The following is a 12,772-nucleotide window of genomic DNA, read 5'->3' on the forward strand; positions in this document are numbered from 1 at the left end:
TGACCACTTGGTGAGACTAAGTCTGTCATTCTTTTTGCATAAAAGTTCCGATAAACCAAGCATTTACATAAGAATTTCAAGGATATGTCTGAAAATTACAGTATTAGCCTCAAACCTGTTTATTCTAAAACCGTCCCTACACCTGCTGGCGTGAAATTACCTAATGGTTGGTCACTATCTTGGCATCAAGTAGAAACTCTAAAGGCATTACGCGATCCAAGTATTGATGTAATTTTCAACACTGCAATGACTGGAGATGGTAAAAGCTTGGCTGCTTATTTACAGGCTATGACAAGTCGCACATCTACTTTAGCAATGTATCCAACAAACGAGTTAGCAAGAGATCAAGAAAAACAGGTTCAAGGATACAAAGATATTTTTAAACCTCAGAAAGATCCTCAAATTAATCGCTTAACTGCGGCTATTTTGGAGAAATATATAGCGACTGGTAAGCTGTCTTCCAAACGAGATGGGATAGAAGATTTTTCTACTAACTATGAAATTCTGCTAACGAACCCTGATATTTTCCATTACATCCATAATTTTTACTACTTGAGAGGAAAAATAGATAACCCTGACAGGTTATTTAGACGCATAGATGAAAACTACAAATTATTTATCTATGATGAATTTCATATTTTTTCATCTCCGCAAATAGCCAGCGTTATCAATACTATACTTTTAATTAAACACACTGGCAATGCTAATAAAAAATTTCTCTTCCTTTCTGCTACACCTAACGAACTATTAAAGACTTTTCTAGAAAAGGCTCAACTTAGATATAAAGAAATTGCTCCAGATGCTGTTGGAGCATACAAATTTTCATCAGATAATTCAAACAATGGGTGGCGGCAGATTAGTCAACCTATTAACTTATGCTTTCCTCAAGGAATAGAGCCTAATCTTAGTTCTAGCTACAAATGGATAGAAGAAAATGCTGAAACGGTGATTTTAAGGTTTTTCCAAGATAATCCTAACAGCAAAGGTGCAATTATTCTCAATTCCATTGCAGCAGTTAAAAAGTTAATACCTAAGTTGAAGGCTATCTTTGAACCACGATGGAAGGTTAGAGAAAATACTGGGTTAACAGGAGAAACCGAAAAATCTCAATCAGTTGCCCAAGCAGATTTACTTTTGGGTACGTCTACAATTGATGTTGGTGTAGACTTTCGGATTAATTTCTTAGTTTTTGAAGCTGCGGATGCAGGAAACTTTATTCAACGATTTGGTAGGCTTGGCAGACATGAAGGTTTTGAAACTTATCAAGCTTACGCTTTGATACCTAACTTTCTTGTTGGAAGGCTATTTGCAGATAAATCCCATCCTTTACAAGATGGTGAAACTTACGATCGCATTAGTTTTAAAAATGCCATTGATAAATTTTGGACATTTAAAAATCAGCTTGAGCGATATCCTCAGCGATGGGGTGGAATACAGTCAGCTTATATCTATTCAAAGCTGCAAGGAAACCATCATATCAAAGAGAAATATCCAGATGTAGCTAAGAAATTTGGTGCTAGTATTCAAAATGCTTTGGGAATTAGTATTAAACAGATGAATGCACAGTTTTATCGCTGTCAGAGTGAAGGGAAAACAAAAATTATTGATGAGGTTAGGAGTTTTCGGGGAAGTAGCCAGTTAGATTGTGCAATTTATGACTTAACAAATCCAGACGAGCCAGAAGCAGAAAGATTTAAAATGTATAATCTTCCTGGGATTTTCAATAACTTTATTTTCGAGTTATGGGATAAAAATAGCTTTATGGAAAAAGCCGAGAAAGCTGGAGTAATCACTACTCGTTTTGATAAAGCTTTGTGTTATTTAAAGTTCAAAGGCTATCGGGATGTGCGGGAAGATTGGCACTTCTATTATCCAGGAAATCTGAGAGAATTAGCTAAATCTGGTAAGGTGCAAGTTCTACCAGATAAACAACACGAACTACAAGGTTTAGAGATTTCCCAACGACACGGCTACGGTATCAACCAAATTAGTGATGCTGTGAGTAGACGTAAACTAGTGTGCTTCATTTCAGACCGCGATCGCAACTTTTTACGCGCCACTCTCGGATTACCTATGCACTTTCAAGCTTACCCCCTCACTAATGAGCCAGAGGATAGAAGTCCTCGCTACACCATTACTTTTGGACAAGATGCGCTGTTATTGGAAACCTTAACTTGGCATTGGAAGCCAAAAGACGATGAAGGATGGATATGTTAGAAAGTGCTGTAACCGCTTACAGCTGCCAATATAAGGTAAAGGAGAACGAAAGCTGAATTGGCTTAAAAGCTTGAGGAGAAAGAATTTTGCTCGAAATCAGAAAGCAACAGTGTTTCAATCCCTAATAGGGGTTATTTTAGGCATTTATACCTATGCAGTACTGCACTGCGTTTCTTTCTCCTTGTATATAGATTACACGATGTTGTTTCCATTGAGGCAAATCACATAGCAACAGTAATACCTTAATCTATAAGCTACAGTAACAGCTTTACTTTCACCAAAGAAGATGCCAAGATGATGAGAATAAACCTCATCAGGTATTTTTATGCATATTCATTTCAACGATGATGATTTCTCTAAGATGCCAGAAAGCTTACGCCACTCGCTTTTAGACTGGCTCAAGACTAAAAATTCGCGGTTTGATGCCGGTATAACCAAGGGAGGAATAGCGGTTAGAGTCAAACTAAAGCGCAAAAAGGTCAATATAAGAGGTCGTAACTATATCAATAGTCTTAAAGTCTCTGCAAATGGTTGGAAGTGTGAACGATGGAACTTAAGCGGATGGGGTGTTACGCGACAAAGGTAAATGACTTGACTAATAAGTTTGTTTAGATGTATTACGCGAAATCTGGAGAAGTACCAATGACTAAAGATAATCTGCTTTCTCGAATTTCTATTGATCCGAATATTTGTTTTGGTAAACCGTGCATTCGCGGACACCGTATTTGGGTTTCTTTAATTCTCGACCTTTTAGCCGCAGGAGAAACAATAGAGACTGTTCTAGAAGAATATCCTGGTTTGGAAAAAAAAGACATTCTGGCGTGTATCGCCTATGGTGCTGAAATGGCAAGGGATTGTTTTGTTGAGATTCCTATAGGAACTCACAAGGAAACAAAAAAGTGAATATCAAACTAGATGAAAATCTTGGTAGCCTGCGGGTGGCTACATGGTTGCGTTTAGCAGGACATGATGTTGCAACAGTCAAAGAACAAGGTCTTACTTCTATTCCAGATGAAGAATTAATTGTTATTTGTCACCGTGAAGGCAGGATATTAGTTACTTCAGATAGAGGATTTGGTAATCGTCTCAAATATAATCCCTCAGATTATTCAGGAATAGTAGTACTACGTTTACCCGGTCGTTCTAAATTTGCTGATTGGCGTGAAGCTATTGAAACATTAATTGCTGGGTTAGAAACCGCAGATGTGACAGGTAAATTATGGATTATTCAACAAGGAAAAATACTCGAATCTCAAGCTATTGAAAGCGAGGAAGCAAATTAATGAACGAATTTGATGATGATTTACCGGAAGAAGTACCAGATTTTGATTCAGGAAAGGATGAAGATGATGAATCGCCTGTCAAACGCGAACTTCTCACAATTCGGTTATTTAAAGAAGCTGTAAAAAAGGCAAAAGGAAATGAAGGCGATCGCATCCTAGAAAAATTTGCAGATTATGTCTTACCTAACTTAATTCAACAACTAGCAGGAGCAACCGCTAAAGGTGGTAAATTTACTGAAGACAGAAGAGCCGAAGGTAAAAATGTTGAGCGCAGTAAGCATGACCAATCTCTCATTGCACATCTTTTAAATGGGTTATTTCCTACCTATCGAATTCTGAAGAAACTACAGGAAGATATGCTAGGAACTAATGTGATTAAAAGATTTTGTGAAGACCTGCAAGCTAATGTGTTTATTACATCCTATTTACTTCATGATTATGATAAATTTCCAGATTATACAACTTGGTTAATTGCTAACGATCAAGAGGGTAAATTTAAAAATCGCAACTGGAGACAAAATCCATCCAAAAAATCAGATGCTCCCAATCTCGGACGTAGGTATGTTGCCCAAAAAATTCTGGATTTTGGTTTAAATAATCTACTTGGAGAACAATGGGAGGATTACATTGATGACATTATCTGGATTAGTAATAATGCTGGAGATAAGTATGATGCTGATCTGGGTCTTAAAAGTCGTGGGTTATCTCCTCTAGATGATGAAAGACTGGATGATAGAGTTAGGGGTATCCTTGTTAATCTTGTCAAACTATCTGATCGTTTCGCTTCAGTTGTCAAACACCCAAGAGATGCTGAGGATGGTAGCATACCTAAAATACTACAACATCTCAGTAATCATCAATTAAAACTCACCTATCACTCACTTTCAGAAAATCGCGGTGTTCTCACAAATATTTTTAATAACGCTTTAATTACAGCACATCCTGAACAGTTTTATACACCATTACTCTATTTACCTGATGGTGTTGTCTATTTAGCTACTGTTGATCCTCCTCCAATTACAACTGATGAAATTCCTGAACAAGTTATTGCCAAAATAAAGTACTTATGTGCAGAGAAACTAAAGGAAAGACAGACAGGTTTTAATCGTGATGGCAAGGGTTTTAAATTTGCAGATTATTACTGGTTATTTTTTGATGTAGTTGAATTAATGGAAGTTAGCATTAATGCTGCTTCTCGACTACTTCCAGACTCCAAACCTGCTTCTGCTGGTAAGCGAGGCGAAAGTTTGCTGAATTATCAAGCGCAAGCCGAACTAGCAGCACACTTAAATTTGCAATTTCCTAATGAAGTTCGCATTGATCGTTTGGCAGAATTTGGCGATATTCTATGTAGAGGAATTTGGGATAGTTGGTGCGAAAAAGTTAACGATTGGCAGAAACAACTACCAAAAAATCAGAGAAAAAGTATTCCTGATTTAGATTTGACACAAAAGCTAGCTGAATATTTGGAATTATCAGCAGAAATTCCAGCTATCAGAGAAATTCAATCTTTGAAAAAGACAGGTGGCGTACCTCTTGATTGGTATTATTTAGCAGCGCAATACTTTCGTAATCATTCAGGTTTAGACTTTGCTCAAATTTTGGAAGTTATGAAAGGAATGGTGAATCATGTTGCTACTTTAATTAGACCAATTTTAGCAGAGTTTCAGGATATGCCTGATGGCTGGGATGACTTAAAAACTTATGTCAGCCAAGTTATTTCTTTACCAACAGGCGCAGTTATAGAACCAAAACCGGACTCATTTTTAATTGAACTGAAACGCTATAATGCCGCCAAAATAACGGGTAGAGGACGAGAAAATGTTTGTGCAATTTCTAGTTCTTCATATACTGTGACTGAACAAATGGAATCAGCGACTTTATTCGCTCCTCAAGTCTACAGTAACCGTCAGATTTTATTTAATGCTCAAGCTGCTAAACGGCAAATTTGCTCAATTTGGTCAATTGAAATTATGTTGAGACAAATTTTGATGAACCAAACAAATGCTGTAGGTGCAGATTTTGAAGGACGAAAATATCGCTACCTCTACCTTTACCCAACTTACTTTTTCACCCCAGAAACAAATAAGTTTTTGCAACTAGCTTACAATCAATTTTCTCGAACTCGGTTTGATGCGGAAATGCGTAAGCACTTTATCACAGAAAATCAAGTTGCAAACTTGGAAATTCAAGATTACCTAAAAGTAGATTCTCTACTAATTAAAGAAAATCTTAAACCTGAAGACGATCGCACTTTCAAAATTAGCTTTCCAGAACATGAAACACTGACATTTTTCTTTTTAGGTTTACCGCCTGGAAGAGAAGCTACAGATACAGAATCTTGGGTAACACCAGCTTGGCTAGCATTAGCGTTACCGCTTATTCTCGATGTGAAAGTCGTCGCATCAGAGTCACCTGTACCACCTTTTATTAGTGGTGCTGATTTTGAACAAACAGTTTTAATTGATGGAGAGCATCAAGCAATTCGTTCTTTGATTCAAAAGGATAACTATCGTTTAGATAGCATTCTACCTCGGAGTTCAGAAAAACGTAAATTTTCCCCCCTCAATGCTCTGACTGCTGCTTACTCCATTCACTTAGAAGTTAACCGCAAAAAAGAAGGCGATCCAGATTGGGGAAAATTAGCAGATTTAGCACGGGATTTAGAAACCAGTCCTCTTTACGTCTTTCATTACCTTAATAAATGGTTGCGAAAGCAAGACAGAATTGATTCTGTACCTCTAGCGAAAGTTCGCCTATACTTGGATTTTTATCACTATTTTGAACCAGAAGGAAAAGCTGTGAATCAACTGCGTAAGTTAACAGAACTCTACCGTCGTTTTTATCGTTCTAAAAGTCAATATGCCAAAGCTAATGCAATTCTCAAACCAATTGATGAGGCTGCTGATGTAATTTTGAAAATTGATAAATCTATGGCTAGTGACACTGAATCATTAATAGATGTGGTCGCTGCTCGTTTAGCCAAGCTGATGAATAATGTGCGACGGAAAGCAGCTGAAGGAAAACCAACATTAACTTTAGTTGATGGTAAATGGAAACCTGCTTTAACTTCCGAAGAAGAACGTCAAGCAGTCTATGAGTTTTCTAAGTATTTTGTGAAAGATATTTTTGAGGAAAGTTTTAAAAGCGATCGCGCACGTTTAGCAGGTACTCAACTCAATTTAATTAGAGATACCTGTGAATACCTTTATCGCCTAGCCGATGATGAAGAACGTAAAGCACGTCCAAAAGATGAACCTGATGATATTCCTGAATTAGAACTCGAAGCATCAATCTAATTTATTCTTTTTTTTTCAACTAACTAAATCGGAGCAATCAAATCATGAAATTGTTGAAAACACTCGATTCTAAATTTTTCCATGAAGCAATTCCTGCTAAACCAATGGGGAAATATGTTCATTTTATCACTATTCGGGTTACAGAATCTTATCCTTTATTCCAGACAGATGGTGAACTCAATAAAGCAAGAGTACGTGCTGGAATTGAAAACAAAGAACCTATTAGTCGCTTGGCAATGTTTAAGCGCAAGCAGTCTACACCAGAACGTTTAACAGGTAGAGAGTTACTACGTAAATACAATATCGGTGATGCTGAAAAATGTGATTATAATTTCGATTTCAGCAAAACTACTCCTGATTGTATTCTCTACGGTTTTGCTATTGGTGATTCCGGTTCTGAAAAGTCGAAAGTAGTTGTAGATACAGCTTATTCCATCACACCATTTGATGATTCTCACCTTAACTTTACCCTTAATGCACCTTGGGAAAATGGGACGATGAGCCGTCAAGGGGAAGTAACCAGCCGTATTAATAGTCAAGATCATATCTTACCTCAAGTCTTTTTCCCCAGTATTGTCACGCTGAAAGATGCCACTGAAGCTGGATTTCTCTACGTTTTCAATAATATTCTCAGAACACGTCATTATGGAGCGCAAACTACGCGCACTGGTAGAGTGCGTAATGAGTTAGTTGGAATCATTTTCGCTGATGGTGAGATTGTTAGTAATCTTCTCTGGACTCAAAAGATATATGACGTAATGAGTAATGCAACTCCAAAGCAAATTAATCCTCCTGATCCGCTCAATGAAGACGAGGTTTTAGAGGCGGCTACACAAGCAATTACCGCTCTAATGTCTCAAGAGTGCATTTCTCATACTGATTTTATTGGTACATCCTTCACACAACTTTTGAGTGAAGTGAAGTCTATCACCAGTGATGAAACTCGATTGCAAGAAATGTTGAGTCAAGCAAATGCTGAATCATCTGTTTATGCTCAAACATGGGTTCTTAAATCAGGTAAGAAAGACGCTAAGAAAGATACCAAGAATAATAAGAAAGCTACTGCTGTAACGGAGTAAGTAAGATGGTGTTAATTTATCGCTGTCAAATAGAGCTACATGACAGCCTCTATTTTGCTACTCGTGAAATCGGGCGATTGTATGAAACAGAGGCAATAATTCACAATTATGCTCTCTGTTATGCACTGGGTTTAGTTGATAGCCAAATCTACTCTACTACCGTTGCTGAAGAACATTCCTATAGCTACTTTTGTCCAGAACAAGTGCCAAAATATGAGGAGCATTTAACGCCATTGAATCAACAAGAAATTTACGTAACTCCGGCGCGATCGCTCACTCATTCTTCCATCTTAAATACCTGGAAGTATGCTAATAATAACTACCACGTTGAAATGGAGAAAACACAGAAAAATATTCCTAGTTTTGGTAGAGCAAAGGAAATAGCAGCAGAAAGTAAATTTGAGTTTTTTGTCATTTCCCAAAAAGAACTCAAACTATCAAAGTGGATTCGCTTGGGTAAATGGATGAGTAAAGCTGAAGTAACGGTTGAACAATTACCTAAACATAAAATTACTGAAGGTATATTCACTTGTACACATCCATTAAATCCATTAGATGTGATGTTCACTAATCAAGTGATTAGCTATGATGTTGTGAATATGCCTCCAGTTAGCTTAATTCAGAATGTCCAAATGCGAGGGCAATGCTATCAATTTGATGGCATTCAAAACTTAAAAATTCCAGTTCGGATGGAATATCGTTTTCGGAGTTAATTAATTCCTGAAACCCCAACTAAGCTTTTTCTTTTTCCCAAAGCGATGATAGTGAAAAACAATATGAGTTTTTAGCAGGATTATCAGGAATCTTAACAATGGCAATGAAGTTTAAACAGCTACGTCTCCCAGATGATGAAGTTTTGATTGCATGATAAGTAATTAAATTCTTGTACCAATACTCCAACAATACTTAGTCTACACCAAGTAAATAAAGTATGCCTCACAGCCTCGTCCTTAACTTGATTCCTCAATCCCCCATCTATCCAGAATTTTTAACTGGTAGACATCTGCACGCACTATTTCTGACTCTTGTCAGTTTTGTCGATAAATCTTTGGGAGACTATCTGCACTCCTCCAACGCAGATAAAGCCTTTACTCTCTCTCCTCTACAAATACAACGACAACACAAACAACATCATCACTCTTTGCAATTTAGCCATCAAAAACTTATCCCGGCTGATACTCCCATCTGGTGGCGTATTTCCTTACTCGATGGCACTTTATTTCAAAAATTAGCTCCATTGTGGCTAAATTTAAACCCTAATCATCCTTGGCATTTAGGTTCGGCAGATTTGTATATCACTAGCATTCAAGGCACACCACAATCAACCCAACCTTGGGCTAATGCTTGCACCTATGAGCAGTTGTATAAGCAAGCTAGTGATAGCGATCGCACCCTCAATTTCAACTTTGCTACACCTGTATCATTCCGTCAAGGTGGATATGATACTGTTCTCCCTATCAAAGAATGTGTTTTCAATAGCCTCCTTAGTCGTTGGAACAAATATAGTGGGATAGAAATTTCTAGTATTCCCATTGAATCAATTTATCCAAGTGCTTTTGACATTAACACTGAAGTTGTCAGCAATTATGAAAGTAAGTTCATAGGTTGTGTTGGTGGAATAAGCTATCGAATTTTGGGTGATATTGAATCAACAAGTATCAAGCAAATTAATGCTTTAGCTGACTTTGCATTATATGCAGGATTGGGGCGTAAAACAACAATGGGTATGGGAATAGTACGCCGTGTGTAAATATGTCATTGACATTTAAATTGAAACCTATGAATGAGAATGATTATATTCCGATTGCTGCTTTAAATCAGTATAGCTATTGTTCACATCGCTGCTGGCGAATGTTTTGTGCAGGAGAATTTACTGATAATCAATACACAATTGAAGGTACAAGTTTACATGAGCGAGTTCATACAGTTGGTGAAGGACAACGTGAAGATACTTGGCAAATACGAGCAATTTGGCTAAAGTCTGAAAAATATAAGCTCATAGGCAAATCAGACTTAATTGAATCAGAAAACGGTGAATTTTATCCAATAGAGTACAAACGAGGACGTAAGGGCGAGTGGGATAACGATGAATTACAAGTTTGCGCTCAAGCCTTATGTTTAGAAGAAATGACAGGTAAATCCATCAGTAATGGTTACATCTACTATGCACACTCTCACCAACGCCAACTAGTCGAGATTTCAGAACAATTGCGTCAAAGTGCGATCGCTACTATTGAAGCTGTGCAAATACTGTTATTTACAGGTGCAATGCCCAAAGCTATCAAAACCAAACGGTGTGATGGATGTAGTTTATATTCCCACTGTCTACCGCAAGCTGTAGAAAAAGTAGGACGCTATCAAGAAGGTAGCTAATTAGAAGTTTTTGATAACTAAGAATTGATTTGGGATGTAATTATGGGTACAGTATACGTCACTCAAGAAGATGCTTTTATCGGTAAAGTCGATGAACGACTCCACGTCAAATTTGATAAAAAGACGATTTTAGATGTCCCGTTAATAAAGGTGGATGGTGTTGTAGTTTTAGGACGTGCAACTGTTTCACCAGCCGCCATATTTGAACTACTAGAGCGGCATATACCTGTTACATTTCTCACACAAACTGGTCGTTATTTGGGAAGGATAGAACCAGAAGTCAGCAAAAATATCTTTGTGCGTAAGGCTCAATGGCAAGCAATAGGTGAGTCAACCCAAGCAATTCATGTAGTACAAGGGTTTGTCCGTGGGAAGCTGAAAAACTACCGTAATTTCCTCATCCGTCGCCAACGTGAAAGCCCAGGCTTGGATTTATCTGGGAATGTAACACGTTTAGAGCAAGCGATCGCACCAATCGAGACTACTAAAAATATTAATTCACTACGTGGGTTAGAAGGTGCCGGGAGTGCTGCTTATTTCGGTTGCTTTGACCAATTAATTCGGACTACAGAGTTTAGTTTTAATAAACGTGTCCGTCGTCCTCCAACTGATCCTGTTAATTCTTTACTCAGCTTTGGCTATTCATTATTGCGCCATGACATTCAAGGTGCAGTCAACATTGCTGGATTTGATCCATATTTAGGATACCTACATTGCGAACGCTATGGTAGACCGTCATTAGCATTAGACTTAATGGAAGAATTTCGCCCCTTAATAGTAGATGCAGTAGTATTATCTACATTGAATAAGCAATTGTTGGCAAAAGCAGATTTTCTCACAGAACCGTTGAGTGGCGCAGTTTCTTTAACCCCAGAAGGGCGAAAAAGATTTTTGCAACAATACGCGCAAAAGAAACAATCCGAGTTTAAACATCCTGTATTAGGACGCAAATGTAGTTACCAAGAAGCATTTGAACTACAGGCTCGATTATTAGCAAAATATTTGATGGGTGAAACCGAAAAATATCCACCATTGGTTTTGAAATAGAAACTGGAGAATAAAAGTAGCGATGAATGTGATTGTGTCGTATGATATTTCCGAAGATAAACGCCGCACTAAAATTCACAAAGTTCTCAAGTCCTATGGACAGTGGGTACAGTATAGTGTATTTGAATGCTACCTGACCGATACTCAGTACGCCAAATTGCGATCGCGCTTGAACAAGTTAATCAAGCCTGAAAGCGATAGTATCCTGTTTTACTTCCTATGTGCCTGCTGTGTGAGTAAAGTTGAACGTATTGGTGGGGAAAAAATTCGTGATGACACTATTTTTTTTGCTGAATGCGCGGATGGGTAGATGTTTAAAACGAGATTGGTGAAAGGGTGCTTCAAATCCCACTGGTGCAAGAGTTTTGGGGGAAATAGTGACTAAAGTACCCGCGCACCTTACACAGACTAGGTTTTAGTTATTTTCCTAAAAATTAATATCAATTCTCCATGCTATGATTAGCTCATTCGCGCTACAGAACCTTGAAAACCCAATACAGACTATATTTTAGGCAGTTGAAATTTCATTAACTCCCTATTAGGGATTGAAACGTATATCTTGTCTCGTAATCTTCCTCTGCACTAAGTTGAAATTTCATTAACTCCCTATTAGGGATTGAAACGGATAAAAGGTGCGCCCCAGTATAACAACGATTATGTTGAAATTTCATTAACTCCCTATTAGGGATTGAAACCATATACCTGATATAGAATACAATCAATTTAGTGGTTGAAATTTCATTAACTCCCTATTAGGGATTGAAACTAATTATTAGCCTGATGTATAAAACCCACATTTCGCACTTCATAATGTAGCATTAAATGTTACGCAATGGCTCTCTGGCACTAATAAATGAATAGTTACCTACTTGAGCGAATGGCAAATCTTGGCGTAAACGCTGATTGTCTGCTGTGACAATACCCTGAAAGCGAAAGTGTTGGAGCGATCGCTGTGGTAAATTTTTAAGAGTCCTGTCTGTTCGCCCTATCTCCTCAATATCGACACTATGAAAATCGACCGATTGCAGGAACTCAAACAAAAGCTGACCCATGAAGCAGACTTGTCCCATATCTGGTCATTTTATATGGATCATTTTGCGGATCAGCCGGAATTTACTGACCTGGGTGAGCCTCTTTATAATGAATACCTAGATGCTATCCTCCACAAAACTTGTCAGCAGATGTTTGGCAGGGCAATCAAGATTACTGGCTTTTTCCTGATCTACATTCCAAACTATCGTTTATTTCATGGACCTTTCCAAGTTGAAGGACGTATTGGGGGTATGATTTATTTCGAGGATATAAAAACTGGGTTACTTGCAGTGTCGGCGGATTATCCCGCTACCGATGCGGTTAAGTATTCACGTTTTTCTGAAATAATTCAACTGTCGGCTCCTAATGGCAACGATGTCTACGACGGGCTACGCCTACGCAATTGAGAGAAACATAACCTATATGTGTTTTCAAGAAGTGC

Annotated in this window: 12 protein-coding genes and 1 CRISPR repeat array; of the genes, 11 read left to right on the forward strand and 1 reads right to left on the reverse strand. The window is 37.9% G+C overall.

Translation table 11 applies throughout. The annotated features are described in order from the left end of the window. The first annotated feature begins 84 nt into the window (after window positions 1-84). The 10 genes from cas3 (at window position 85) to cas2 (ending at window position 11,608) form a co-directional block, all read left to right on the forward strand. The gene (gene cas3 / locus HWQ41_RS31555) at window positions 85-2,217 is read left to right on the forward strand and encodes a type I-D CRISPR-associated helicase Cas3' (RefSeq protein ID WP_292771756.1); all 2,133 of its coding nucleotides are present in this window, start codon (window positions 85-87) and stop codon (window positions 2,215-2,217) included. 642 nt (window positions 2,218-2,859) lie between these two features. Beyond that, a complete protein-coding gene (locus tag HWQ41_RS31560; RefSeq protein ID WP_292771758.1) occupies window positions 2,860-3,120 on the forward strand; it encodes a DUF433 domain-containing protein in 261 nt (86 codons plus the stop codon). Then, the gene (locus HWQ41_RS31565; RefSeq protein ID WP_292771760.1) at window positions 3,117-3,500 is read left to right on the forward strand and encodes a DUF5615 family PIN-like protein; all 384 of its coding nucleotides are present in this window, start codon (window positions 3,117-3,119) and stop codon (window positions 3,498-3,500) included. The genes HWQ41_RS31560 and HWQ41_RS31565 overlap by 4 nt, the downstream gene beginning before the upstream one ends. After that, the gene (gene cas10d, locus HWQ41_RS31570) at window positions 3,500-6,799 is read left to right on the forward strand and encodes a type I-D CRISPR-associated protein Cas10d/Csc3 (protein WP_292771761.1); all 3,300 of its coding nucleotides are present in this window, start codon (window positions 3,500-3,502) and stop codon (window positions 6,797-6,799) included. The genes HWQ41_RS31565 and cas10d overlap by 1 nt, the downstream gene beginning before the upstream one ends. Window positions 6,800-6,843: 44 nt before the next feature. After that, window positions 6,844-7,878 carry a type I-D CRISPR-associated protein Cas7/Csc2 gene (gene cas7d, locus HWQ41_RS31575; RefSeq protein ID WP_292771762.1) on the forward strand — a complete coding sequence of 345 codons (1,035 nt, stop codon included), beginning with the start codon at window positions 6,844-6,846 and terminating at the stop codon, window positions 7,876-7,878. 5 nt (window positions 7,879-7,883) lie between these two features. Then, the gene (gene cas5d / locus HWQ41_RS31580) at window positions 7,884-8,591 is read left to right on the forward strand and encodes a type I-D CRISPR-associated protein Cas5/Csc1 (protein ID WP_292771764.1); all 708 of its coding nucleotides are present in this window, start codon (window positions 7,884-7,886) and stop codon (window positions 8,589-8,591) included. A gap of 218 nt (window positions 8,592-8,809) precedes the next feature. After that, window positions 8,810-9,628: a CRISPR-associated endoribonuclease Cas6 gene (gene cas6, locus HWQ41_RS31585; RefSeq protein ID WP_292771766.1), complete on the forward strand. Its 819-nt coding sequence runs from the start codon at window positions 8,810-8,812 to the stop codon at window positions 9,626-9,628. A 29-nt stretch (window positions 9,629-9,657) separates the two neighbouring features. Next, entirely contained in the window at window positions 9,658-10,251 is a 594-nt protein-coding gene (cas4, locus tag HWQ41_RS31590; RefSeq protein ID WP_292771768.1) for a CRISPR-associated protein Cas4, read from the forward strand. 42 nt (window positions 10,252-10,293) lie between these two features. Beyond that, complete coding sequence (cas1d, locus tag HWQ41_RS31595) at window positions 10,294-11,298, forward strand: type I-D CRISPR-associated endonuclease Cas1d (protein ID WP_292771770.1); 1,005 nt, start codon at window positions 10,294-10,296, stop codon at window positions 11,296-11,298. A 22-nt stretch (window positions 11,299-11,320) separates the two neighbouring features. After that, window positions 11,321-11,608: a CRISPR-associated endonuclease Cas2 gene (gene cas2, locus HWQ41_RS31600; protein ID WP_292771772.1), complete on the forward strand. Its 288-nt coding sequence runs from the start codon at window positions 11,321-11,323 to the stop codon at window positions 11,606-11,608. 205 nt (window positions 11,609-11,813) lie between these two features. Beyond that, window positions 11,814-12,064: direct repeats of the CRISPR family, unit length 37 nt; unit sequence GTTGAAATTTCATTAACTCCCTATTAGGGATTGAAAC. 52 nt (window positions 12,065-12,116) lie between these two features. Here cas2 and HWQ41_RS31605 read toward each other — a convergent pair. Further along, window positions 12,117-12,350 (reverse strand): hypothetical protein, encoded by a 234-nt coding sequence (locus tag HWQ41_RS31605; protein WP_292771774.1) that lies wholly within the window; start codon window positions 12,348-12,350, stop codon window positions 12,117-12,119. 33 nt (window positions 12,351-12,383) lie between these two features. Between HWQ41_RS31605 and HWQ41_RS31610 the strand changes: the two genes are divergently transcribed. Then, window positions 12,384-12,737: a hypothetical protein gene (locus HWQ41_RS31610; protein ID WP_292771776.1), complete on the forward strand. Its 354-nt coding sequence runs from the start codon at window positions 12,384-12,386 to the stop codon at window positions 12,735-12,737. Window positions 12,738-12,772 lie beyond the last annotated feature (35 nt).

The organism is Nostoc sp. NOS(2021) (assembly GCF_017115025.1).
Classification (GTDB): Bacteria; Cyanobacteriota; Cyanobacteriia; order Cyanobacteriales; family Nostocaceae; genus Nostoc.

Excerpts from the sequence above, each read along its gene's own strand:
- cas3 (WP_292771756.1), top strand. The coding sequence starts at position 85 with ATGTCTGAAAATTACAGTATTAGCCTCAAACCTGTTTATTCTAAAACC.
- HWQ41_RS31560 (WP_292771758.1), top strand. The coding sequence starts at position 2,860 with ATGACTAAAGATAATCTGCTTTCTCGAATTTCTATTGATCCGAATATT.
- cas10d (WP_292771761.1), top strand. The coding sequence starts at position 3,500 with ATGAACGAATTTGATGATGATTTACCGGAAGAAGTACCAGATTTTGAT.
- cas7d (WP_292771762.1), top strand. The coding sequence starts at position 6,844 with ATGAAATTGTTGAAAACACTCGATTCTAAATTTTTCCATGAAGCAATT.
- cas5d (WP_292771764.1), top strand. The coding sequence starts at position 7,884 with ATGGTGTTAATTTATCGCTGTCAAATAGAGCTACATGACAGCCTCTAT.
- cas6 (WP_292771766.1), top strand. The coding sequence starts at position 8,810 with ATGCCTCACAGCCTCGTCCTTAACTTGATTCCTCAATCCCCCATCTAT.
- cas4 (WP_292771768.1), top strand. The coding sequence starts at position 9,658 with ATGAATGAGAATGATTATATTCCGATTGCTGCTTTAAATCAGTATAGC.
- cas1d (WP_292771770.1), top strand. The coding sequence starts at position 10,294 with ATGGGTACAGTATACGTCACTCAAGAAGATGCTTTTATCGGTAAAGTC.
- cas2 (WP_292771772.1), top strand. The coding sequence starts at position 11,321 with ATGAATGTGATTGTGTCGTATGATATTTCCGAAGATAAACGCCGCACT.
- HWQ41_RS31605 (WP_292771774.1), bottom strand. The coding sequence starts at position 12,350 with ATGGGTCAGCTTTTGTTTGAGTTCCTGCAATCGGTCGATTTTCATAGT.
- HWQ41_RS31610 (WP_292771776.1), top strand. The coding sequence starts at position 12,384 with ATGGATCATTTTGCGGATCAGCCGGAATTTACTGACCTGGGTGAGCCT.